We start from the raw sequence: 22,785 nt of genomic DNA on the forward strand, positions 1-22,785 counted from the left end.
GAGGCGAAGACGCATGTGAGCCTCGCGGGGAGACTCACATGCGTGCTGCGCCTTACTTCGAGTAGTACTCGACGATGAGCTGCTCCTGGAGCGGCACATCGATCTGTGCGCGCTCCGGCACCCGGTGAACCAGGATGCGAAGACGGTTGGGGACGACCTGCAGCCACGGAGCCACCGGACGATCGCCGTAGCTCTCACGAGCGATCTGGATCGGCAGGGTCTGCGCGGACTTCTCGCGGACATCGATGATGTCGTACTGCGAGACGCGGTAGCTGGGGATATCCACTCGCTTGTTGTTCACGAGGAAGTGGCCATGGGTGACCAGCTGGCGTGCCTGACGACGCGTACGTGCGAGACCCGCACGGTAGACGACGTTGTCGAGGCGAGTCTCGAGGATGGTCAGCAGGTTCTCACCGGTCTTGCCGGCGGCCCTGTTGGCTTCCTTGTAGTACAGACGGAACTGCTTCTCCATGACGCCGTAGGTGAAGCGAGCCTTCTGCTTCTCCTGCAGCTGGAGCAGGTACTCGCTCTCCTTGATCCGCGCGCGGCCGTGCTGGCCGGGCGGGTAGGGACGACGCTCGAACGCCTGGTCGCCTCCGACGAGGTCGACGCGCAGACGACGCGACTTGCGGGTGATAGGACCGGTATAACGTGCCATTTTCTAAACCTTTCCTTCCCGCTAGACCCGACGCCGCTTGGGCGGACGGCAGCCGTTGTGCGGCTGAGGGGTGACATCGGAGATGGTGCCGACCTCGAGGCCTGCGGCCTGAAGTGAGCGGATCGCGGTCTCACGGCCGGAGCCGGGACCCTTGACGAACACGTCGACCTTCTTGACGCCGTGCTCCTGAGCCTTGCGCGCAGCGTTCTCGGCTGCGAGCTGTGCGGCGAACGGAGTCGACTTGCGCGAGCCCTTGAAGCCCACGTGTCCCGAGGACGCCCACGAGATGACGTTTCCGGCGGGGTCGGTGATCGACACGATCGTGTTGTTGAACGTGCTCTTGATGTGCGCAGATCCGTGCGGGACGTTCTTCTTGTCCCTGCGACGCGTCTTCTGCGCCTTCTTCGGACCGGTACCGCGTGCTTTGGGGGGCATTACTTCGCCTTCTTCTTGCCGGCAATGGTGCGCTTGGGTCCCTTACGGGTACGCGCATTGGTCTTGGTGCGCTGTCCACGGACGGGCAGACCACGACGGTGGCGAAGACCCTGGTAGCAGCCGATTTCGATCTTGCGTCGGATGTCGGCCTGCACCTCGCGGCGCAGATCGCCCTCGACCTTGAGGGACTCGTTGATGTAATCGCTGAGCTTGCGCAGATCGTCGTCGCCGAGATCCTTGCTGCGCAGGTCGGGGCTGACGCCCGTTGCTGCGAGAATTTCCTTGGAGCGGGTACGGCCGACGCCGTAGATGTAAGTCAGTGCGATCTCCATGCGCTTTTCGCGCGGCAGATCCACACCTGCGAGACGTGCCATGTGGCATTTCCTTTTCTTGTCCGGAGGTCTGCTCCCAGTCCGTCCCCTGTGTCCTTCTCACCGCTGGGGTGGGAAGCGTCTTTCAACAAACTCAGTGGGGCCCCGGCCTCCGTGCCGGGGGTCTGCCGCAACGCGTGTGTTGCGGTTGGTGCTGGGAGGTCATCTTCTAGCTGTTGCCAAGCCGACGTGCGTGATGCTCGGTGGTTATCCCTGACGCTGCTTGTGACGCAGGTTGTCGCAGATCACCATGACGCGTCCGTTACGACGAATCACCTTGCACTTCTCGCAGATCTTCTTGACGCTCGGCTGAACCTTCACGTCGTTGATCTCCTGTGTGTAGCTCGGACGCGCTGCGAGCAGCGGACCGAGCATGGTTCTCCCCGACCGGACATGGCCGAGGAAGCTCTTACTTGTAGCGGTAAACGATGCGTCCACGCGTGAGGTCGTAGGGCGAAAGCTCTACCACGACGCGATCCTCGGGAAGGATGCGGATGTAGTGCTGACGCATCTTTCCGCTGATGTGGGCGAGTACCTTGTGGCCGTTTTCGAGCTCAATGCGAAACATCGCATTGGGCAGCGGTTCGACAACTCGGCCCTCTACCTCGATAGCACCGTCTTTCTTGGCCATATCCTCCGCGATCCTGGCTCTCACACCTGGTTGATTGCATCTGTTTCCGTTACCGTGATGCCCACTGACCGACTCCTCGGAACCGAGTCGGAGTATCGCCGGACGGCCGCACAGCCCTCGAGGCATGCGGACATCCGGTACGCAGGGCGCACCGTCGATCTATGTTACCGGCAAAGACACATCTGGCCAAATGCGCGCGAAGCGGGCACGAAACGCGTCGGATGGCGACGTTAGATTAACTGAGCTAACCTTTCGTCCGCCCGCCATCGTTCAGCCACCGAGCCCGCAAGGTGCCCTCTTGAGTTCCAACCCGTCCGGCCCAGCCGTCTCCGTGATCATTCCCGTACACAACGCCAGAGATGTGCTCGACGAGCAACTACGCGCGCTCGCCCACCAGGACTACGACGGCCCGTTCGAGGTCGTCGTCAGCGACAACGGCTCGACCGACGGAGTGCGCGAGTTCGTGCAGGACCACGCACTACGGGCCCGCTTGAATCTGAAGTACGTCGATTCGTCCGGCACCCCGGGCGCGTCGCATGCCCGCAATCGCGGTGCGGAAGCAGCCGAGGGCCCACTGCTGGCCTTCTGCGATGCCGACGACGTCGTACACCCGACATGGCTGCGGCGCATCACCGCCGAATTGAACAGCTACGACCTCGTGGGAACCGGCCTGAGCACCGAGGCGCTGAACTCCGAAGCGACGCGCGCCGCAGTTCCGTTCGCCCCACCTTCGAATCAGGGCAAGTCGCCCTTTCGCCCGTTCGTCATCGGGGCGAGTATGGCGTGCCGCGCGTCGACCTACCGAGATCTCGGCGGGATGTTCGAATTCGTTCATGCCAGCGAGGACATGGAATTCTCCTGGCGCGCACAGCAATCGGGTGCCCGCCTGCACTTCATAGCCGAGCCGCTGGTCGAATATCGTCTGCGTACCGGCTACCGGGACAATTGGAAACAGGCGGGGGCGCTGGGATACGGGTCGGCCCACGTCCGCGGAATGTATCGGGCTGCCGGATGCCCGCCGTTCCGAATCCGCACAATTTCCGTAGCGCTCCTCGCGCTCGCGGTACGAAACCCATTGCTGCCGACCGCAGTGACTCGGATGCCGACTCGCCTCTGGCTACGCCTGACGGCAGCCCACCTCGGACTCATCCGAGGGGGCCGCCGGTACTCGTCACTCACCTGGTGAGCGTTGACCTGGTAGTTCTAGCGAGGCCGAACCGTCAGGATTCGCGGGCCGTCCTCGGTCACCGCGACCGTGTGTTCCCAGTGCGCCGCGCGTGAACCATCGGTGGTCACCACGGTCCACCCGTCGTCGAGAATGTCGGTCTCGTAGGTACCGAGCGTCAACATCGGTTCGATGGCCAGCGTGGAACCCACCACGAGCTCCGGGCCTTTGCCCGGCGCGCCCTCGTTCGCGAGGAACGGGTCCATGTGCATTTCGCGGCCGATGCCGTGGCCGCCGTAACCGTCGACGATTCCGTATTTGCGACCGTGAGCATCCTCGGCCGCGTGCGTACCGGACTCGATGGCGTGGGAGATGTCGGTCAGACGATTGCCGGGGATCATCGCTGCGATCCCGGCCTCCATGGAGAGCCTGGTCGCATCGCTCAGCAACGCATCGGCCTCGATGATGTCGCCGACGCCGAACGTCCACGCCGAATCTCCGTGCCAGCCGTCCAGCACTGCACCGCAGTCGATGGACACGAGGTCGCCGGCGACCAACAACTCGTCCGCCGACGGAATGCCGTGCACCACGCGGTCGTTCACCGAGGAGCAGATGCTGCCGGTGAATCCGTGGTACCCAAGAAACGAGGGCACCGCGCCGGCATCACGGATGACCGCCTCGGCAACTCGATCGAGTTCGAGCGTCGAGACTCCGGGCTTGGCTGCATCTCGTACGGCGACGAGAGCGGCACCTACCACGGCACCGGCTGCCGCCATCGCGTCGAGCTCACCAGCGCTCTTGAACGGGACGACTTTTCGTTTACGGCCGAACGCCATTACTTGCCGTGGTCCTCGATGGACTTCAGCGCGCGGGCATTGACTTCGTCCACCTCACCGATCGCATCGACGGTGACCAGCTTGTCGGAGTAGTAGTCCAAGAGCGGTGCCGTCTCGTCGCGGTACACCTTGAGCCGATTACGGATGACGTCCTCTTTGTCGTCCTCACGGCCGCGCGCCAGCATTCGGTCCACGACGACGTCCTCGTCGACGACGAAGGACAGCACTGCATCGAGATGCGCGTTCAGGTCGGAGAGGATGTCGACCAGAGCTTCGGCCTGGCCGACCGAACGCGGGAAACCGTCGAGCAGGAATCCGTTGACGGCGTCGGGCTCGGCGAGTCGACTGCGCACCATGTCGACGGTGAGTTCGCTCGGCACGAGGTCGCCCGCGTCGAGGTACTTCTTCGCTTCCAATCCGAGCGGGGTCTTCTCGCCGATATTGGCGCGAAAGAGATCGCCTGTCGAAATGTGTGGCACGCCCAGCTTCTCGGAGAGGAGGACGGCCTGAGTGCCTTTGCCGGCACCGGGGGGACCGAGCAGAACAAGTCTCACTTGAGGAACCCTTCGTAGTTACGCTGCATCAGCTGGCTTTCGATCTGCTTCACGGTGTCGAGGCCCACGCTGACCATGATCAACACGGCGGTACCACCGAACGGAAGGTTTTGAGCTCCGCCCGAACTGCCGATGTCCAGGAACAGGTTGGGAAGCACCGCAATGGTGCCCAGGTACACCGCACCGGGCAGCGTGATGCGACTGAGAACGTAGTTGAGGTAATCGGCTGTCGGCTTACCCGGTCGGATGCCCGGGATGAATCCACCGAACTTCTTCATCTCGTCGGCCCGCTCTTCGGGGTTGAACGTGATCGCCACGTAGAAGTACGTGAAGAACACGATCAGCCCGAAGAAGATGGCGATGTACACCGGGTTCGCCGGGTTCACCAGATACTCGTTGATGATCCGCTGCCACCAGCTCGGATCGGTTGCGGTGCTGGCGGACGTGAGCTGGGCGATGAGATTGGGTAGGTAGAGGAGCGAGGACGCGAAGATCACCGGGATGACGCCGGCCTGGTTGACCTTGAGCGGCAGATACGTGGACGAGCCGCCGTACATCTTCCGGCCGACCATGCGCTTGGCGTACTGGACCGGGATTCGGCGCTGACCCTGCTCGACGAAGACCACACCGGTGATGATGAGGAACGCTGCGAAGCAGACGAACCCGAAGACCAACCCGCCGCGGCTCTCCAGAATCGAGTTGCCCTCGGACGGGATGCGCGAGGCAATTCCGGCGAAGATCAGCAGGGACATTCCGTTGCCGACACCGCGCTCGGTGATGACCTCGCCGAACCACATCACGACGGCTGCGCCTGCAGTCATGACCAGCACGATGATGACGAGCCCGAAGATTGACTGGTCGGCGATGATGTCCTGCTGACATCCCTGGAGCAACTGGCCGCGCGAAGCGAGGGCCACCAGGCCGGTCGCCTGCAGGATGGCCAGTGCGATCGACAGGTAACGCGTGTACTGCGTCATCTTGGCCTGGCCCGACTGTCCCTCCTTGCGGAGTTCCTCGAACTTGGGGATGACGACGGTGAGCAGCTGCACGATGATGCTGGCGGTGATGTACGGCATGATGCCGATCGCGAACACCGAGAGCTGGAGGAGCGCTCCACCGGAGAACAAGTTGATCAACGAGTAGATGCCCGCCGAATCTCCACCGGAGACCTGGTCGATGCATGCTCGGACATTGGCGTAGTCGACACCCGGCGACGGCAGTGTTGCACCGAAGCGATACAGGGCCACCAGACCGAGCGTGAAGAGGATCTTCCGTCTCAGGTCAGGAGTCCTGAGGGCCGACACGAAGGCGGAAAGCAAAGATCCTCCTGGCACGACTGCGTTGACGCCGCGAGTGCTTCGTCGGGAGCAACTGATGCTCCCGTGAGCCTCACGAGCATGGACTGCGGACGACATGCGTCGACCGCATCGATACGAACTTCTCTGAACTCTAGAACTCTAACAGTGCGCATCGACCGGACCGACGGTCAGTGTTGGACCCTGGCCGATCGGTCGACACACACGACATTCCGTGTAGGCAACGATGGCCGCAGCTCAGCTACGAGAGCTGTGGCTGCGGCCATCGTCACGAACTGCTGCTCGACGCGCTGCTACTCAGCACATCGAAGCAATGCTCATACCTCGGTTGCAGAACCGCCGGCAGCGGCGATCTTTTCCTTGGCGGAGCCCGTGAACTTGTTGGCCGAGATATCGACCTTCACGGTGAGGTTTCCGTCTCCGAGAACCTTGACGAGCTCGTTCTTGCGAACAGCTCCCTTGGCGATCAGCTCGGGGATACCGATCTGACCACCCTCGGGGAACAGGCGCTCGATGTCGCGCAGGTTCACGACCTGGAACACGACACGGTTGCGGTTGGTGAAGCCCTTGAGCTTCGGGAGCCGCATGTGGAGGGGCATCTGGCCACCCTCGAAGCGTGCCGGCACGTTCTTGCGTGCGCCGGTTCCCTTGGTACCGCGACCTGCGGTCTTGCCGCGCTTGCCACCTTCACCACGGCCGACGCGAATCTTCGTCGACTTGGATCCGGCTGCGGGGCGCAGGTGGTGCAGTTTGATGGTCATGGTTAGACCTCCTCAACAGTTACGAGGTGGCGCACCGTGTTGACCAGTCCGCGGTTCTGCGGGTTGTCCTCGCGGACGACCGTCTGGCGGATGCCCTTGAGCCCGAGAGTACGCAGGCTGTCACGCTGGTTCGCCTTCTGGCCGATGGTGCTCTTGATCTGAGTGACCTTCAGCTGAGCCATTACTTCACCGCTCCTGCCTGTGCGCGTGCGCGCAGCATTCCGGCGGGTGCAACCTCTTCGAGGGTCAGGCCGCGGCGAGCCGCAACTTCCTCGGGACGCTGCAGACCCTTGAGGGCTGCGACGGTCGCGTGCACGACGTTGATGGCGTTGTCGCTACCGAGCGACTTCGACAGCACGTCGTGGACACCGGCGCACTCCAACACTGCGCGAACAGCACCACCGGCGATGACGCCGGTACCGGCGCTGGCCGGACGCAACATGACGACGCCGGCAGCGGCTTCGCCCTGGATGGGGTGGGTGATGGTGCCGGCGATCATCGGGACGCGGAAGAAGCTCTTGCGAGCCTCCTCGACACCCTTCTGGATGGCCGCGGGAACTTCCTTGGCCTTGCCGTAGCCGACGCCGACCAGTCCGTTGCCGTCACCGACGATGACGAGGGCGGTGAAGCTGAAGCGTCGACCACCCTTGACCACCTTGGAGACGCGGTTGATCGTGACGACCTTCTCGATGAAGTTCGACTTGTCCGCAGCGTTGCCGCCACGGCCGTTGTCACGACGATCGCGACCGCCACCACCGCGGTTGTCGCCGCGCTGGTTGTTGTCGCCACCTGCGTTGGGGCCACTGTTCTGTCCGGCGGGGCCGCTTCCGCCGTCACGCCGTTGACGTCCCGGCATCAGGCTGTCCTTCCGTTGTCAGTCATTGTCATCATCAGAACGTCAACCCGCCTTCGCGGGCAGCGTCTGCGAGTGCCGCGATGCGGCCGCTGTAGTTGTTGCCGCCGCGGTCGAACACGACTGCCTCGACGCCGGCTGCCTTCGCACGGCTGGCGATGAGCTCGCCGACCTTCGCGCTGACGGCCTTCTTGTCGCCCTCGAGTGCGCGCACATCGGCTTCGATGCTCGACGCGCTGGCCAGCGTGTGGCCCGCCAGGTCGTCGATCAACTGCACGTGGATGTGACGCGAGGACCGGTTGACGACCAAGCGCGGACGCTCGGGCGTTCCGGAGATCTTCTTGCGAAGGCGGAAGTGACGACGTGCCTTCGACAGGCGACGCTTCGTCGAGACGTCGGTGCCGCGCGGTGTGCGCTTGACGACGTTCGCCTTGTCTGCTGTTTGCTGGCTCATATCACTTACCCGTCTTTCCGACCTTGCGGCGGATCACTTCACCCTCGTAGCGGATGCCCTTGCCCTTGTACGGGTCCGGACGCCGCAGACGACGAATGTTGGCAGAGATCTGACCGACCTTCTGCTTGTCGATGCCGACAACGGTGAATCGCGTGGGCGACTCGACCGTGAACGTGATGCCCTCGGGTGCTTCGATCAGCACGGGATGGCTGTAACCGAGTGCGAACTCGAGGTCCTTGCCCTTGAGTACGACGCGGTAACCGACGCCGTGAATCTCCATCTTGGTGGTGTAACCGTTGGTGACACCGGTGATGAGGTTCGCGACGAGAGTGCGCGAGAGACCATGCAGCGAGCGGCTCTTACGCTCGTCGTCGGGCCGAGTGACGGCGATGGTGCCGTCGTCGGCGCGGGCGATCTTGATGGGCTCGGCGACTGTCAGGCTCAGGGCACCCTTGGGGCCCTTGACCGCAACGTCCTGGCCGTCGATGGTGATATCGACGCCAGCGGGGACTGCGACCGGCAATTTTCCAATACGTGACATGGTGTGGCCTCCCCTACCAGACGTAGGCGAGGACTTCTCCGCCCACACCCTGCTTGGCAGCCTGACGCTCCGTGAGCAGACCGGTGGACGTGGAGATGATCGCCACGCCCAGGCCGCCGAGAACCTTGGGCAGATTGGTGGATTTTGCGTACACCCGGAGACCGGGCTTGGAGACGCGTCGCACGCCGGCGAGGCTGCGCTCACGGCTCGGGCCGTACTTCAGATCGACGATGAGGGTCTTGCCCACCTCGGCGTCTTCCGTGCGGTAATCGGAGATGTAGCCCTCGCGCTTGAGGATCTCGGCGATGTTCGCCTTGAGCTTCGAGTGGGGAAGCTTCACCTCGTCGTGGTACGCCGAGTTGGCGTTGCGCAGACGGGTCAAGAAGTCTGCAATTGGATCGGTCATCGTCATGGTGTGACCTGTGCACCTTTCTCGCAGCGGTTCCCATGCAGCACGCGCGGGCTGGTGCCTTCCGGTTCCGGAGAACCCATCGGGCCTGGCTCGTCACATCGTGGGCCTACAGCGAAGTGAACATGTCCTGACCGACTGTTGCCGGTCAGGGGTTGCGCTCCAAGCAATGCATCGCTGCACTGCCAGGTGTTACGAGCTTCCGCATGTTCAATGCTGACGTACGGAGAACTCGAGGTTGCGTTTCTATTGCAAGGACTCGCGTGCAGGCACGACGAAGCCCGGGCAACCGCTCTAGTGTAGGCATCGCGCACCCGAAGACCAAATCGCCTTACCATTGCGCGACAGCTCGGGTCCAGTCGGACACCCCGACGAGCACTTCTTCGCTAACGTCGGACCATGACGGACTCGAAGGCAGTCGACATCGACCACCTCACCCACACTCTGCGTGACCGCAACATCGCCGGGGTGACGATCGGCTGGGTCGACAATAACGGGATTGTCCGATCACGCACCGTGCCTATCGCAGAATTGACTGCAGTCGCACGTCGCGGAGTCGGAGTCACCGCGGTGTTCGCGGTATTCGATTCGCATGACGGGATCACATTCGCCCACGAAGGACTGTCGACGCCGTCCGGCGATGTGCGGTTGATTCCGTTGATCGAGAGCGCGTCGAGCGTGGTCGCCCTGTCCGGACAGCCGGGGCTGGCCTGGGCGCACGGACGACAGGTCTCGGCGGACGGCACACCGTGGCCCTACGATCAGCGCTCAGTTCTCGAGCGGCAGGTGCAGAAGGCGTCCGATGCCGGTTTCGAGGTACGGGCCGGATTCGAGATCGAGTTCGCCCTGAGTCGCGAGTCGGACGGACTGTCCGCTCATCGCGGACCTGCCTACTCGGCGAACGCACTCCGCGATGTCGATCAATTCGTAGTACTGCTGCTCGAGGCGCTGTCTGCGAATGGCCTCGACATCGGGCAGATTCATGCCGAGTACGGCGGCTCCCAGCTGGAGATCGCATTGAGTCCACTCGATCCACTTGCTGCGGCCGACGCGCAGGTACTCGCGCGGCAGACCATCCACTCAGCGGCCAAAGCCCTGGGCCTGAGGGCAAGCTTCGCTCCCCTGCCCTCGTCGAGCAGTGCGGGTAACGGATGGCACCTACACACATCACTGGTTCGCGACGGTCACAACGCTCTGACCGGCGACCGAGAGTACGGACTGTCCGACACCGGGCAGGCGTACATCGCGGGCCTCGTTCGAGAACTCCCGGGACTCACTGCCATCACGGCACCGAGTTCGGGGTCACTGCTGCGTCGTCGACCGGGGTACTGGGCAGGTGCCTTCGGATTCTGGGGCGTCGAGAACCGCGAGGCTGCAGTGCGACTCGTACCGGCCACGCCCCTTCTCGGCCCGGAACACACCAACGTCGAATTGAAGGCGTGCGACGCGTCCGCCAATCCGTATCTGGCGCTGGCCGTCACGATCGCGGCCGGTCTGGCGGGAGTGGCGGATTCGGCGCAGTTGCCGTCTCCGGTCCAGGAGGACGTAGGAGGTTGGGACGATGCTCGTCGGGATGCCGCGGGGATCTCCCCACTCGCGACGACCCACGCGCAACAGCGCGAAGACCTCCTGTCGTCCGCACTGGTCCGAGACGTGTTGGGCATGGAACTTCTGGGCGCGTTCGTCGCCTGCCGGGACGCCGATGCCACGTGGGCGGAGAGTCATACCGAGGACGAACTGCTCGAATCGTTGCGTTGGATCTACTGAGATGCTGCGCAGGTTCGCCGGGGCAACCACCATCGTCTCGGCCCTCGATCATGCTCTGCCGCAACCGGATCAACTCTGCGGACCGTTCTCGGCATCGGTTGCGCTGACGGCCGTCATGGGCGACGACGCACCGGGCGTGACGGCACTCGCGGTCGCGTCGAGGTCCGCGATCTGGCCGGGTGCAATCGACTCGGCCCGTCCTCCCGGAACCCCCCGAATCACCGACGGGTGGGATCTACTGCCGAGAGCCGCATCGATCGACGCAGCCGGGACCACGGCAGCAGGTCTCACGGAGGGCATCGAGACCGCGACCGATCACCGCGTCGCCGTGGTTCCCATCGTGGGGCCCTCCGTCGAGCGATTGCGTCTGCTACTCGACCGTCTTGCCGACGGGCCTTTCCGCTTCGCATCGTTGGCGAATGTACATACTGCAGAGTTGACCGACTTCGACTGGAACGTAGGACATTTCGTAACCGTCTGGGGATTCGATCCAGTCGAGGACGTAGTGGCGATTGCCGACACCTACCGGGAACTCGGAGACCCGGACATGCCGCCTGGATGTAGAACCGTCTCCACCGATGCCCTCGCGTCGGCGATGTCCGAGCGTGGCCTGCTGCTGATCGTCGACAGCCAGGATCATCATGCGGCGGTGGATCTGGTCCGCTCTCTGGATCTACGACACGACGTGTGGTCGGTGTGAAAGTCAGGACCTGAGCAACGCAAAATGGGCGTGGGTTCCTTTCGGAACCCACGCCCATCAGCGTGGTGTGGTGAAGCCCGGAGGCCTCAGATCACCAGGAGCTCTTGCGAACTCCGGGAAGCTCTCCGGCGTGTGCCATCTCGCGCACGCAGATACGGCAGAGGCCGAACTTGCGGAACACGGAATGGGGACGGCCGCAGCGGTTGCAGCGAGTGTATGCACGCACCGCGAACTTCGGCTTCTTGTTGGCCTTGTTGACCAATGCCTTCTTCGCCATGGACTCAGTTCTCCTTGAACGGGAAGCCGAGGTGCTTGAGCAGCGCGCGGCCTTCTTCGTTGTTGGTTGCGGTGGTTACTACGGTGATGTCCATGCCGCGCGGACGGTCGATCTTGTCCACGTCGATCTCGTGGAACATCGACTGCTCGTTGAGGCCGAACGTGTAGTTTCCGTTGCCGTCGAACTGCGTGCCCGAGAGGCCGCGGAAGTCCCTGATTCGGGGAAGGGCAATGGAGACCAGACGGTCGAGGAACTCCCACATGCGGTCGCCACGGAGGGTGACGCGTGCGCCGATGGGCATTCCTTCGCGCAGCTTGAACTGTGCGATGGACTTGCGCGCCTTGCGGATCTCCGGCTTCTGGCCGGTGATGGCAGCGAGGTCTGCAACTGCGCCGTTGATCAGCTTGGCGTCACGGGCGGCGTCGCCGACACCCATGTTGACGACGACCTTGACGATGCCGGGGATCTGCATGACGTTCTCGTATGCAAACTCGGTGTTCAGGGCGTCTTTGATCTCGGCGCGGTAGCGCGCCTTGAGGCGGGGCTGTTCGCCCGCGATGTTTTCGGTGGTAGTCATCTCAGATGTCCTTCCCGTTCTTGCGGGAAACACGAACGCGCTTGCCGGATTCTTCGTCGGTCCGGTAGCCCACGCGAGTGGGGTTTCCGTCCGAGTCGACAACTGCGACGTTCGATACGTGGATCGGGGCTTCCTGAGTGACGATGCCACCCGAGGATGCGCCGCGCTGGTTGGCAGAGACCGCGGTGTGCTTCTTGATGCGGTTCACGCCTTCGACCAGAACCTTGGAGTCAGCGGGGTAGGCCTGAATGACCTTGCCCTTGGCACCCTTGTCCTTGCCTGCGATCACGAGAACGGTGTCGCCCTTGTGCACCTTCATTTACAGCACCTCCGGGGCGAGCGAGACGATCTTCATGAACTTCTTCTCACGCAGCTCGCGGCCGACCGGGCCGAAGATGCGGGTTCCACGGGGGTCGTGGTCCGGCTTGATCAGCACCGCAGCGTTCTCGTCGAAACGGATGTACGAGCCATCCGGACGGCGACGCTCCTTGACGGTGCGGACGATGACGGCCTTGACGACCTCACCCTTCTTGATGTTTCCACCGGGAATGGCGTCTTTCACCGTAGCTACGATGATGTCGCCGATTCCGGCGTAGCGACGTGACGAACCACCGAGAACGCGGATGCAAAGGATTTCCTTCGCGCCCGTGTTATCAGCGACGCGTACTCGCGACTCCTGCTGAATCACTAACTTCTCCTTGACCTGGATGTACGTACGTGCCGGATTTCCGTCCCGACACGCGCGGTCGGCTGCCGAGAGCGGGCGCACGAAGACACACCGCTGCCACAGGCAACCGGTCAAGTGTAGGGGAACGCCGATGCCAGAGCCAAATCGCCGTCACGGAGACGTGCTCGCCCCTACGTGTCGGACCTTGTCGGTACGGTTCGGAGATGGGGCAACAGGGGTGGGCGGGGAGCAGCTGTGACCGGGAACGGTGAGACCGCAGGCTGGTGGTCGAGTCTTCCCGCAGATCGAGTGACTCGACTTCGCGGGGCGTCCGAACGCGAGCTCGCCGAATCCGCGAACCCGCTCCCCGCCGATGCACCTGCGATCGTCTTCTTCACTGTCGACGAGTCGGCATCTCATCGTTCGGCAGACCTGGTCGAGATGGTGGTCACGTCGCTGGAGACCGCAGCGGTCGACTCGACCGCGCTGTGGCTCCCCGAGTTCGAGCACAACGCAGGGACCTCCACGTTGGAGCGGCGTGCCGCTCGCACGTCCGCCGTTCGCCTGGCTGCCGACTCGGCACACTTCGGCCCCTACATAGCGGCTCTGGCCGAGTCGGCCTCCTCGGGGCGGCCGATACGCCGAGCGGTGTTCACCGTCGAGACCCGCGCGACAGGTTCGGCGCGAGCTCTCGCGGCAGCTCACGGCCGCGACGTTGTCGCTCTCGTGCTGGTCGTACCCGACGCCGTGGACGCCGACTTCGTGTCGACCGCAGCGGAATGGCTGTGTGCTCACGCACGGGCGAGCGTGTGGCTCACCGGCGGTGGGTCGTCGAGGATGGACAGATTCCCGTCCGTATCGGTGCGCGCACCCGAAGTGCCTGCCGGCGTCAGCACTGTCCTCGATCGCTTCCGGCCTTTGAGCTATCCGCCGATCGCCGGACACCCACACCCGGCGAGCGATCCGGAGAAGCGCCTGTACAGAGCGCTGGACCAGCACGAATGGGCCACCGGTCGAGAGCACAATCGCTCGATTCGGCTCGGCGAACTCAGCCGTCCGTTCACAGTCGACGTACTGTGGCGCACCGAGAGAGTGATCGTGGAAATCGACGGCGACGAGCACCGTGCCGCCCAGCGCTTCGCCGAGGACCGCGTGCGCGACAACCAGCTGCAGACACACGGGTACATGGTGTTGCGGTTCACCAACGCTCAGGTGATCGACGACCCGCACCGCGCTGTGGCTACCATCCGCGAGGCAGTATCGAGAAGACGATCGAAGGGGGATCCTCGATGAGTACCGAAGACCTGAACGGCACCGAAGCAGCAGTACTGCTCGTTCTGATGGCCGAAGCGAGTCCGGTGAAGAACAGCGTCCTCAAGGGACTCGGCCCCGAACTACCGAAGGCTTCCCGCGACAAACTGAAGAATGCGGGATTGATCGAGGTCGATTCTTCGGTGCGCCCGATGACCCTGGAGCTGACCGACAAAGGGTGGCGCACCTGCGGTGAGCTCATGGGCGGTGAACCACCGGCTCGGTCGACAGGCGCAGGCAAGGCCATGTTCACCGTGTTGGCAGGGCTACGTCGCTGGCTGGATCGCACCGACAGCCGTCCGGCCGATGTGTTCTCGCCCCGCGGGGACGAGACCGCCCCCCTCGACAGCTCCGAGAAGGCCGACAAGACCGTCGACATCGAGGCCTCGATTCGCACCGCGTACGCGTCGCTCGCACGTGAACCCGGTAGCACCGTTCGGCTGTCTCGCTTGCGAAACGAGTTGCGAGACATACCTCGTGCCGATCTCGACGATGCACTCGCACGGCTGCGCCGCGCCGCGGACGTCTCGCTGATACCCGAGGAAAACCAGAAGACGCTGACCGACGAGGAACGCGCTGCGGCCGTCGTCGTCGGTAATCAGCAGAACCACCTTCTCTCGATCGAATCATGATGGGCGTGAACTCCACGATGACGGACAACGAGCAGATCCGGGCTCTGGAATCGGTACGGCTGAGCTGGGCCCCGACCCCCGACGACGTGTGGCGTTCGCAGTCCAACGTGCACGTTCCCGGCATGCACGAGCGGGTGTTCCTCGAGGTGATGAACGCCTACGACGACGCAGAGACGTCGGATGACGCCAGTCCGCTCGGAGTCGTCGTACGCGGGCCGGCCGGATCCGGCAAGACGCATCTGCTGGGGCAGGTGCGCGAAGAGGTGCAGCAGAAGGGCGGGTACTTCTTCCTGATCAGGCTGCTCGACGCCGCGGGCTTCTGGCGGTCGACTCTCATGGGGATGCTCGACGACCTGATGCGGCCCTCCGGCCAAGGATCCGACAGCCAACTCGCACTTCTGCTGCGTCGCTTGTGCACGATCGGTGACATTCCCGACGAACAACGCGCAAAGATCATGGGCGAGAACATGATCGACGCCGAGACGCTGAACGACTTCGTCACCGCCGTATACAAGGTTCACCCCCGACATCGGCGCACCTCGCAGCACACTCTGCGCGCCTTGGTGCTGTCCATCGCCCCCGATTCGGCCGTCCAGGATCTCGGTGACGCATACCTGCAGTCGATCGACGACGTCGATGCCGAAGAATTCTCGCCCTGGGGAATCCGCCGGGCCGAGCTCGGTCACCAAGGCATTGCCGAGAACATCTCACGACTGCTGGCCATCACCGGTCCGACAATTCTCGCGATAGACCAGATCGACACGTTGGTCGCGCAATCCCGAACGGGATCGGATCAGGAGTTCGCCGACGCACAGGAAGACAAGGTCGTCGAGCAACTGGCGCACGGTCTGATGTCGCTGCGCGAAACGCTTCCTCGCACCGCGTCGGTACTCTCGGCTCTGTCGAGCGCGTGGGAGTTGATCGCCGCCCGCGGCGTGGCACCGATGCGCGACCGCTTCCGAGTGACGCAGCCTCTCAAGCCGATTCCGTCGTCCGACATCGGACGCCTGTTACTGGGACGACGTCTGGCGGCGTGCTTTCTCGAGGCAGGCTTCACCCCGCCGCATCCGACGTGGCCGGTGGCACCCGACGCATTCGAGCAGGCCCCGGACTTCACTCCGCGGCAGCTGCTGATCGCGGTCGACCGTCACATCAGGCACTGCCTCGACACCGGCGTCGCGTCAGAGTTGGAGAGTTTCACGGACAAGTCCGGGCCCGCGGATGCGCAGGACCTCCCCAAAGCACGGGTCGACGAACTCGACATACTCGACGATCGCTACGCAGAACTGCGCAAACAGGTCGACGTCTCCATTCCGCTGAAGCCCGACAGTGAGGACTCGATCGTCCCCGCACTCCTGTCTGCGGGCCTGACCGCGTGGATCCACGAGCATCAGTCCTCGGACGACAGCCTTGCCCAGGACCCACCTCCGAGCGGCAAGCCTGCCCTGCATGCCAGGCTGCGACATACCGTCGACACCGATACGGACGACGAGGAGCACTGGTGCTTCCGCGCGGTCACCTCCGGCAACGCCAGGGCCGCGTTGGCCCGTGTGGAGCGTGCAGTGACCACGGCCGGCCTCAGGGCAGACATGCCGAAACGGCGACTGATCCTCATCAGAAACGACCCGTGGCCCAATGGCGCGAAGACCGAGCAGACCGTCGCCGCTCTGCGACGTGCAGGCGGCATCGTCGTGCCGTTCGGCGACGAGGACCGCAGGGCCTTGGCGGCTCTGTCGGTCCTGCTGGCCGAGAACTCCCCCGCTCTCACGTCGTGGTTGCTCGCGCGCAAGCCCGCACACGAGGTCGAACTGTTCTCCTCCGTGTTGCCTGCAGTCAGCGTCGTCGACGACGACACCGCACTGATCGAACCCGAGAACACCGTCGCGGCCGAACCGATTGCGAGCCGCCGGCCGTCGATCGTCGCCGGGTCGGAAGTGAGCACCGGTGCGGACGTCGCAATCCAACTCGAGGCGCTCCGTAAGCACACAGCGATCTTCGCGGGTTCCGGATCAGGGAAGACGGTACTGATTCGCCGACTGGTGGAAGAATGTGCGCTGCAAGGTGTTTCGGCGATCGTGTTGGACGTCAACAACGACCTGGCTCGCCTCGGCACCGCGTGGCCCGAGGACGAACGGACGTGGCCGCCGGGCGACGAGGCCAAAGCGGCGGCGTATCTACGCGACACCGACGTCGTGGTGTGGACGCCCCGCAAGTCGGCGGGCCGACCGCTGAGCTTTCAGCCACTGCCCGATTTCGTCAGCGTTCTCGGTGATGCCGACGAGTTCGATTCCTCCGTCGAATCCGCATTGGCGTCGCTCGAGCCCGCCGCCGGCGTCCTGGGTACTTCCCAGAAGGCGAAACACGGCCGCGCAGTGCTGAAGTCGGCGCTCGATCTCTTCGGTCGACGCCCACAGGGCGGCACGCTGGCGGACTTCATCGACCTGCTCGAAGAATTGCCCGAGGACACCAGCGACCTGCGCGATGCCGTACGGATCGCGCAGGGACTGGCCGAAAATCTGAAGGCTGCCGTGGCCAACGACCCCATGTTCGCAGGGGCGGGCACCCCGGTCGACCCGGCAGTGCTGTTGACTCCGGCCGACGGAAAGAAGGCCCGGGTATCGGTGATCAATCTTGCGGGCCTGACCACCGACGAGCAGAAGCAGAGCTTCGTCAATCAGCTGCAGATGGGCCTGTTCTCCTGGATCAAGAAGAACCCGGCGGGTGACCGGCCGCTCGGCGGACTGTTCGTGATGGACGAGGCGCAGAATTTCGCCCCCTCCGATCGCACGACCGCGGCGACACACAGCACACTTGCGCTGGCGTCGCAGGCGCGCAAGTACGGTCTCGGTCTCGTGTTCGCCACGCAGGCACCGAAGGGGTTGCACAACCGCATCGCCGGAAACGCGTCGACGCAGTTCTACGGACTGCTCAACAGCCCGTCCCAGGTCGAGGCGGCCAAGGAGATGGCCCGCGTCAAAGGCGGCTCGGTACCCGATGTCGGCCGTTTGCCCGCGGGGCAGTTCTACGCTGCCGTCGAGGGCGCAGAGTTCCGGCGAACCGCCACTCCCCTGTGCCTGTCCTACCACCCGAAGAGCCCGCCGACCGAGGAAGAAGTCATCGAACTCGCGCGTTCCTGACAGCACGCGTCGACACTGGCACACTGGATCCGATGAAAAACCTCGCTCGCGGGGAGAACTGCCCCGCTCCGACCGGCCGGCTGACGGTGACACTTGCCGCCTCGACGTCGGTCGACGTCTCCGCGCTGCTGTTGGGGCCGGACGGACGGGTGCGTTCGGACGCGGATCTGGTGTTCTACAACCAACCCGAGGGCGCGGGCCTCGAGTACCAGCGCGGACCGTCCGGCCATCTCGTCCTGATCGATCCCTCCGCGATTCCAGCCGATATCGAGACCGTTGCCATCGCGGCATCGCTGGACGGTACCGGTCCGGCGACGTTCGCTGCCGCCGGCCCGACATCGGTGACCGTCTCCGACGCGTCGGGCGGTGCGATCGTCGGATTCACCGCCGACGCACTCGGCGACGAGAGTGCTCTCGTCATCCTGGAGTTCTATCGCCGCAACCAGCAATGGAAAATTCGGGCGGTGGGCCAGGGGTACGCCGATGGGTTGGCGGGCCTGGCCACCGCGTTCGGTATCAGCGTCGAGGACGACGATCCGCCCACACCCGAGGCACCGACGGCACCGCCCTCGCACCGAAGCGAAGCGATCGTGAATTCACCTGTCCCACAAGGAGTCCTGGCCATGAGAAGTGAACTGTTCGCGCCCGCCCACGCCGAAGTTCCCGGATCGGGGATTCAGAAACAGGGCAGCAAGATGTGCCGGGTCGGCATGAACGGCGAGATCATGGCTCGGGCCGGCTCGATGGTCGCGTACCAGGGCAATCTGCAGTTCGAGGCCAAGGGCTCCGGGGGTATAGGTCGAGCCCTCAAACAAGCCCTGTCCGGCGAAGGCGTCCCCCTGATGAAGGTCACGGGCCAGGGCGACCTGTTCCTCGCCAACGCCGCACAGGACGTTCATCTGATCGATCTCGACGGCACGGACGGGCTCACCATCAACGGGGCCAACGTTCTCGCGTTCGACTCCTCGCTGAGTTACGACATCAAGCGAGTCCAGGGTGCCGCTGCGGGTGGAAACGCGGGGTTCTTCAACTGTGTGTTCACCGGTCGGGGCCGTATCGCCATCACCACCGACGGAGTGCCGGTCGTCCTGAACGTCGACCAACCGACGTTCGCCGACCCGCAGGCAGCAGTTGCGTGGTCGTCGTCTCTGCAGACGAGAGTGAAGAAGAACGACTCGTTCGGGCTCGGAACGTTGATCGGCCGCTCGACCGGAGAGAGGTTCACGCTGGAATTCGCCGGCCAAGGGTTCGTGGTGGTGCAGCCGTCGGAACAGCCGCCGGGTGGACTGGTCGGCGGCACCGGTGGCGGCGAGCAAGCAGGCGTCGGCGGAGCGCTGGGCGGCTTGCTGGGCAGGTAAGCCGCATGCTTCGGAAAGCACAAATGCCCGCCCCCGGGAAGGGAGCGGGCATTTTTGTGCAGGTCCTACTTGGCCTTTTCGAGAACCTCGACCAGTCGCCAGTGCTTCGTGGCGGACAGCGGACGGGTCTCCATGAGCTGAACGCGATCGCCTACGCCGGCGTCGCCCTTCTCGTCATGTGCCTTGACCTTGGTGGTGCGACGAATGATCTTGCTGTAGAGGGGGTGCTTGACCCTGTCCTCGAGCTCGACGACGATCGTCTTCTCCATCTTGTCGGATACGACGTAGCCGATCCGAGTCTTGCGGTTGTTGCGCTCTTCAGTCACAGTCTTTTCCTCGCTCATGCCGCGTCACCTGCAGTGTCCTCGGAAGGACCAGATGCCAAGCCGAGCTCACGCTCGCGCAGGACGGTGTAGATGCGCGCGATCTCGTGACGGACGGTGCGCAGTCGACGGTTGTTGTCCAACTGGCCGGTAGCCATCTGGAAACGAAGGTTGAACAGCTCTTCCTTCGACTCACGCAGCTTGGTGACCAGCTCTTCACCGGTGAGCTCGCGGAGCTCTGCGGCTGGGGTTCCGGTAGCCATCAGAACTGCTCCTCCCTGGTGATGATGCGTGCCTTGATGGGCAGCTTGTGGATGGCGCGAGTCAGTGCCTCACGCGCAATGGTCTCGTCGGGGTACGACAGCTCGAAGAGCACGCGACCCGGCTTGACGTTCGCGATCCACCACTCGGGCGAACCCTTACCGGAACCCATGCGGGTCTCGGCAGGCTTCTTGGTGAGCGGGCGGTCCGGGAAGATGTTGATCCAGACCTTGCCGCCACGCTTGATGTGGCGAGTGATCGCGATACGAGCGGACTCGATCTGACGGTTGGTGATGTAGGCGGGCTCGAGAGCCTGAATGCCGTAGTCACCGAATGTCACCTGAGTTCCGCCCTTGGCGGCACCCGAACGCTTCGGGTGGTGCTGCTTGCGGTGCTTGACCCGGCGGGGGATCAACATGCGTCAGCCCTCCTGAGTGGGCTCGGTCGAGGCCGGAGCCTCGGTTGCGGATGCCGCGCGGCCGGCCTCGGTGCTGGTCGCCGTGGTGCCCGAGGCACCGCTGCGACGCGGACGAGTGGGACGCTCACGACGGGGACGGTCTGCACCGGCGGCCGGAGCCGCAGCGGCAGCGAGTTCACGCCGTCCGCCGACGATGTCGCCCTTGTAGATCCAGACCTTGACGCCGATGCGGCCGAAGGTGGTCTTGGCCTCGTACAGCCCGTAGTCGATGTCGGCACGGAGCGTGTGCAGGGGAACGCGTCCCTCGCGGTAGAACTCCGAGCGAGACATTTCAGCGCCACCGAGACGGCCGGAGCACTGAACACGAATGCCCTTGACGTTCGGCTGACGCATGGCCGACTGGATGGCCTTACGCATTGCGCGACGGAATGCGACGCGGTTGCTGAGCTGCTCGGCAACACCCTGCGCCACGAGCTGAGCCTCGGACTCGGCGTTCTTGACCTCGAGGATGTTGAGCTGAACCTGCTTGCCGGTCAGCTTCTCGAGAGCTCCGCGGATGCGGTCGGCCTCGGCGCCACGGCGACCGATGACGATGCCCGGACGTGCCGTGTGGATGTCCACGCGAACACGGTCACGAGTGCGCTCGATCTCGACCTTGGCGATACCCGCGCGCTCCATGCCGGTGGCGAGGAGCTTGCGGATCTCGACGTCTTCCTTGACGTACTCCGAGTACTGCTTGTCTGCGTACCAACGCGACTTCCAGTCAGTGGTGATACCCAAGCGGAAGCCGTGCGGGTTGATTTTCTGACCCACTACTGAGCCCCTTCCTTGGACGCCTGGCCCTTACGACGGTTACGAGACGTTCCGCCGGTCTTGGGCAGGCTTTCGACGATCACCGTGATGTGGCTGGTGCGCTTGCGGATCCGGAATGCCCGGCCCTGAGCACGCGGCTGGAATCGCTTGAGGGTGGTGCCCTCGTCGACGAATGCAGTGGCGACGATCAGCGTGCTGGGATCGAGATCAAGGTTGTTCTCGGCGTTGGCGGCTGCGGACGCGATCACCTTGGCGACCGGCTCGCTCGCTGCCTGCGGCGCGAACTTGAGGATGTTGAGCGCGTCCTCGACGGAGCGCCCACGAACCAGATCCACGACGCGACGTGCCTTCATCGGCGTGACGCGAACGTGCTTCGCTACGGCCTTGGCAGTCGGATTGGCGGTGGGGGTGAAGTTGGTCATCGCCTCTTCGCCTTCCGGTCGTCCTTGATGTGACCCTTGAACGTGCGGGTCGGTGCGAACTCTCCGAGCTTGTGGCCGACCATCGAGTCGGACACGAACACCGGTACGTGCTTGCGACCGTCGTGGACGGCGAAAGTGTGACCGATGAAGTCGGGGAGGATTGTCGATCGACGGGACCAGGTCTTGATGACCTGCTTGGTTCCCTTGTCGTTCTGGACGTCAACCTTCGCGAGGAGGTGATCGTCTACGAACGGGCCTTTCTTCAGGCTGCGTGGCATTCTGAACTCCCTCCTAGCGCTTGTTCTTGCCGGTACGACGACGACGGACGATGAGCTTGTCGCTCGCCTTGTTCTTGCGGGTACGGCCTTCAGGCTGTCCCCAGGGGCTGACCGGGTGGCGTCCACCGGAGGTCTTGCCCTCGCCGCCACCGTGCGGGTGGTCGACCGGGTTCATCACGACACCACGAACGGTCGGGCGCTTGCCCTTCCAGCGCATGCGGCCGGCCTTACCCCAGTTGATGTTCGACTGCTCGGCGTTGCCGACCTCGCCGACGGTTGCGCGGCAGCGCACGTCGACGCGACGGATTTCACCGGACGGCATACGCAGCGTGGCGTAGGGGCCTTCCTTACCGAGGAGCTGGATGCTCGCTCCGGCGGAGCGGGCCATCTTCGCGCCACCACCCGGACGGAGCTCGACCGCGTGAATGGTCGTACCCGTCGGGATGTTGCGCAGGGGCAGGTTGTTGCCGGGCTTGATGTCGGCATTGGCACCCTGCTCGATCGGCGAGCCCTGGGCGATGCCCTTGGGTGCGACGATGTAGCGCTTCTCGCCGTCTGCGAAGTGCAGCAGTGCGATGTTCGCGGTGCGGTTGGGGTCGTACTCGATGTGAGCGACCTTGGCCGGCACGCCGTCCTTGTCGTTGCGACGGAAATCGATGAGACGGTACGCACGCTTGTGACCGCCACCCTTGTGCCGGGTGGTGATGCGACCGTGTGCGTTACGTCCACCGCGACCGTGCAGCGGGCGGATCAGCGACTTCTCGGGGGTCGAACGCGTGATCTCAGCGAAGTCGGACACGCTGGAGCCACGACGGCCCGGGGTTGTCGGCTTGTATTTACGGATTGCCATGAGTCTTCTC

32 protein-coding genes are annotated in these 22,785 nt (G+C 64.0%); 7 read left to right on the top strand and 25 right to left on the bottom strand.

The window, feature by feature from the left end:
- Positions 1-52: 52 nt before the first annotated feature.
- The 5 genes from rpsD to infA form a co-directional block, all read right to left on the bottom strand.
- A complete protein-coding gene (rpsD, locus tag J2X62_RS00510) occupies positions 53-658 on the bottom strand; it encodes a 30S ribosomal protein S4 (RefSeq protein WP_008718223.1) in 606 nt (201 codons plus the stop codon).
- Between the two features lie 21 nt (positions 659-679).
- The gene (rpsK, locus tag J2X62_RS00515; protein ID WP_027496331.1) at positions 680-1,093 is read right to left on the bottom strand and encodes a 30S ribosomal protein S11; all 414 of its coding nucleotides are present in this window, start codon (positions 1,091-1,093) and stop codon (positions 680-682) included.
- Entirely contained in the window at positions 1,093-1,467 is a 375-nt protein-coding gene (rpsM, locus tag J2X62_RS00520; protein ID WP_027496330.1) for a 30S ribosomal protein S13, read from the bottom strand. The genes rpsK and rpsM overlap by 1 nt, the downstream gene beginning before the upstream one ends.
- A gap of 204 nt (positions 1,468-1,671) precedes the next feature.
- Positions 1,672-1,785, bottom strand: a complete 114-nt coding sequence (gene rpmJ / locus J2X62_RS00525; RefSeq protein ID WP_025347279.1) for a 50S ribosomal protein L36 — start codon at positions 1,783-1,785, stop codon at positions 1,672-1,674.
- 88 nt (positions 1,786-1,873) lie between these two features.
- Positions 1,874-2,095 (bottom strand): translation initiation factor IF-1, encoded by a 222-nt coding sequence (gene infA / locus J2X62_RS00530; protein ID WP_005140011.1) that lies wholly within the window; start codon positions 2,093-2,095, stop codon positions 1,874-1,876.
- 298 nt (positions 2,096-2,393) lie between these two features.
- On the opposite strand from infA, the gene J2X62_RS00535 reads away from it, so the two are divergent.
- Complete coding sequence (locus J2X62_RS00535; protein WP_176458565.1) at positions 2,394-3,281, top strand: glycosyltransferase family 2 protein; 888 nt, start codon at positions 2,394-2,396, stop codon at positions 3,279-3,281.
- A gap of 17 nt (positions 3,282-3,298) precedes the next feature.
- Here the strand turns inward: J2X62_RS00535 and map are convergent, their stop codons facing one another.
- From map to rpsH, 9 genes are all read right to left on the bottom strand, one after another.
- The gene (gene map / locus J2X62_RS00540; protein ID WP_027496329.1) at positions 3,299-4,096 is read right to left on the bottom strand and encodes a type I methionyl aminopeptidase; all 798 of its coding nucleotides are present in this window, start codon (positions 4,094-4,096) and stop codon (positions 3,299-3,301) included.
- Positions 4,096-4,650: an adenylate kinase gene (locus J2X62_RS00545; RefSeq protein ID WP_027496328.1), complete on the bottom strand. Its 555-nt coding sequence runs from the start codon at positions 4,648-4,650 to the stop codon at positions 4,096-4,098. The genes map and J2X62_RS00545 overlap by 1 nt, the downstream gene beginning before the upstream one ends.
- Entirely contained in the window at positions 4,647-5,969 is a 1,323-nt protein-coding gene (gene secY / locus J2X62_RS00550) for a preprotein translocase subunit SecY (protein WP_027496327.1), read from the bottom strand. The genes J2X62_RS00545 and secY overlap by 4 nt, the downstream gene beginning before the upstream one ends.
- Positions 5,970-6,283: 314 nt before the next feature.
- Positions 6,284-6,727, bottom strand: a complete 444-nt coding sequence (gene rplO, locus J2X62_RS00555; protein WP_027496326.1) for a 50S ribosomal protein L15 — start codon at positions 6,725-6,727, stop codon at positions 6,284-6,286.
- 2 nt (positions 6,728-6,729) lie between these two features.
- The gene (rpmD, locus tag J2X62_RS00560; RefSeq protein WP_008718256.1) at positions 6,730-6,909 is read right to left on the bottom strand and encodes a 50S ribosomal protein L30; all 180 of its coding nucleotides are present in this window, start codon (positions 6,907-6,909) and stop codon (positions 6,730-6,732) included.
- Positions 6,909-7,583 (bottom strand): 30S ribosomal protein S5, encoded by a 675-nt coding sequence (gene rpsE, locus J2X62_RS00565; protein ID WP_032365630.1) that lies wholly within the window; start codon positions 7,581-7,583, stop codon positions 6,909-6,911. The genes rpmD and rpsE overlap by 1 nt, the downstream gene beginning before the upstream one ends.
- 34 nt (positions 7,584-7,617) lie before the next feature.
- Complete coding sequence (rplR, locus tag J2X62_RS00570) at positions 7,618-8,034, bottom strand: 50S ribosomal protein L18 (protein ID WP_032365631.1); 417 nt, start codon at positions 8,032-8,034, stop codon at positions 7,618-7,620.
- 1 nt (position 8,035) lies between these two features.
- A complete protein-coding gene (gene rplF / locus J2X62_RS00575; RefSeq protein WP_027496323.1) occupies positions 8,036-8,575 on the bottom strand; it encodes a 50S ribosomal protein L6 in 540 nt (179 codons plus the stop codon).
- A 13-nt stretch (positions 8,576-8,588) separates the two neighbouring features.
- Positions 8,589-8,987 (bottom strand): 30S ribosomal protein S8, encoded by a 399-nt coding sequence (gene rpsH, locus J2X62_RS00580; protein ID WP_008718266.1) that lies wholly within the window; start codon positions 8,985-8,987, stop codon positions 8,589-8,591.
- 396 nt (positions 8,988-9,383) lie between these two features.
- On the opposite strand from rpsH, the gene J2X62_RS00585 reads away from it, so the two are divergent.
- Together J2X62_RS00585 and J2X62_RS00590 are read left to right on the top strand one after the other, a co-directional pair.
- Positions 9,384-10,751: a glutamine synthetase family protein gene (locus J2X62_RS00585; RefSeq protein ID WP_048319808.1), complete on the top strand. Its 1,368-nt coding sequence runs from the start codon at positions 9,384-9,386 to the stop codon at positions 10,749-10,751.
- Between the two features lies 1 nt (position 10,752).
- Positions 10,753-11,451, top strand: coding sequence for a DUF6885 family protein (locus J2X62_RS00590; RefSeq protein ID WP_027496321.1), 699 nt, complete (start codon positions 10,753-10,755; stop codon positions 11,449-11,451).
- Between the two features lie 91 nt (positions 11,452-11,542).
- Here the strand turns inward: J2X62_RS00590 and J2X62_RS00595 are convergent, their stop codons facing one another.
- The 4 genes from J2X62_RS00595 to rplN are packed head-to-tail and all read right to left on the bottom strand — an operon-like array spanning position 11,543 to position 12,993.
- Positions 11,543-11,728, bottom strand: a complete 186-nt coding sequence (locus J2X62_RS00595; protein WP_008718273.1) for a type Z 30S ribosomal protein S14 — start codon at positions 11,726-11,728, stop codon at positions 11,543-11,545.
- Positions 11,729-11,732: 4 nt separating this feature from the next.
- Complete coding sequence (gene rplE / locus J2X62_RS00600; protein ID WP_008718275.1) at positions 11,733-12,305, bottom strand: 50S ribosomal protein L5; 573 nt, start codon at positions 12,303-12,305, stop codon at positions 11,733-11,735.
- 1 nt (position 12,306) lies between these two features.
- On the bottom strand, positions 12,307-12,624 hold the full coding sequence (gene rplX / locus J2X62_RS00605; protein WP_008718278.1) for a 50S ribosomal protein L24: 318 nt from the start codon (positions 12,622-12,624) through the stop codon (positions 12,307-12,309).
- Entirely contained in the window at positions 12,625-12,993 is a 369-nt protein-coding gene (rplN, locus tag J2X62_RS00610) for a 50S ribosomal protein L14 (protein WP_027496320.1), read from the bottom strand.
- Positions 12,994-13,227: 234 nt separating this feature from the next.
- Here rplN and J2X62_RS00615 point away from each other — a divergent pair, with 234 nt between their 5' ends.
- Genes J2X62_RS00615 through J2X62_RS00630 form a run of 4 tightly spaced genes read left to right on the top strand, consistent with a single transcriptional unit; the run spans position 13,228 to position 19,410 of the window.
- Positions 13,228-14,265, top strand: a complete 1,038-nt coding sequence (locus J2X62_RS00615; RefSeq protein ID WP_032373893.1) for an endonuclease domain-containing protein — start codon at positions 13,228-13,230, stop codon at positions 14,263-14,265.
- Entirely contained in the window at positions 14,262-14,915 is a 654-nt protein-coding gene (locus tag J2X62_RS00620) for a hypothetical protein (RefSeq protein ID WP_032365634.1), read from the top strand. Before J2X62_RS00615 ends, J2X62_RS00620 begins: the two co-directional genes overlap by 4 nt.
- Positions 14,916-14,932: 17 nt before the next feature.
- Complete coding sequence (locus tag J2X62_RS00625; RefSeq protein WP_094715858.1) at positions 14,933-18,052, top strand: helicase HerA domain-containing protein; 3,120 nt, start codon at positions 14,933-14,935, stop codon at positions 18,050-18,052.
- 32 nt (positions 18,053-18,084) lie between these two features.
- On the top strand, positions 18,085-19,410 hold the full coding sequence (locus J2X62_RS00630) for an AIM24 family protein (protein WP_222063487.1): 1,326 nt from the start codon (positions 18,085-18,087) through the stop codon (positions 19,408-19,410).
- Positions 19,411-19,475: 65 nt separating this feature from the next.
- On the opposite strand, the gene rpsQ is transcribed toward J2X62_RS00630, so the two are convergent.
- The 7 genes from rpsQ to rplB are packed head-to-tail and all read right to left on the bottom strand — an operon-like array spanning position 19,476 to position 22,775.
- On the bottom strand, positions 19,476-19,754 hold the full coding sequence (gene rpsQ / locus J2X62_RS00635) for a 30S ribosomal protein S17 (RefSeq protein ID WP_027496315.1): 279 nt from the start codon (positions 19,752-19,754) through the stop codon (positions 19,476-19,478).
- Positions 19,751-19,996 carry a 50S ribosomal protein L29 gene (gene rpmC / locus J2X62_RS00640; RefSeq protein WP_027496314.1) on the bottom strand — a complete coding sequence of 82 codons (246 nt, stop codon included), beginning with the start codon at positions 19,994-19,996 and terminating at the stop codon, positions 19,751-19,753. Before rpmC ends, rpsQ begins: the two co-directional genes overlap by 4 nt.
- Positions 19,996-20,412, bottom strand: a complete 417-nt coding sequence (gene rplP, locus J2X62_RS00645) for a 50S ribosomal protein L16 (protein WP_027496313.1) — start codon at positions 20,410-20,412, stop codon at positions 19,996-19,998. Before rplP ends, rpmC begins: the two co-directional genes overlap by 1 nt.
- Before the next feature lie 3 nt (positions 20,413-20,415).
- A complete protein-coding gene (gene rpsC / locus J2X62_RS00650) occupies positions 20,416-21,225 on the bottom strand; it encodes a 30S ribosomal protein S3 (protein ID WP_027496312.1) in 810 nt (269 codons plus the stop codon).
- Entirely contained in the window at positions 21,225-21,647 is a 423-nt protein-coding gene (rplV, locus tag J2X62_RS00655; protein WP_027496311.1) for a 50S ribosomal protein L22, read from the bottom strand. Before rplV ends, rpsC begins: the two co-directional genes overlap by 1 nt.
- Complete coding sequence (rpsS, locus tag J2X62_RS00660; RefSeq protein WP_008718309.1) at positions 21,644-21,925, bottom strand: 30S ribosomal protein S19; 282 nt, start codon at positions 21,923-21,925, stop codon at positions 21,644-21,646. Before rpsS ends, rplV begins: the two co-directional genes overlap by 4 nt.
- A 13-nt stretch (positions 21,926-21,938) precedes the next feature.
- Positions 21,939-22,775, bottom strand: a complete 837-nt coding sequence (gene rplB / locus J2X62_RS00665; protein ID WP_008718311.1) for a 50S ribosomal protein L2 — start codon at positions 22,773-22,775, stop codon at positions 21,939-21,941.
- Positions 22,776-22,785 lie beyond the last annotated feature (10 nt).

It is taken from the genome of Rhodococcus sp. 3258, assembly GCF_031456475.1.
Classification (GTDB): Bacteria; Actinomycetota; Actinomycetes; order Mycobacteriales; family Mycobacteriaceae; genus Rhodococcoides; species Rhodococcoides fascians.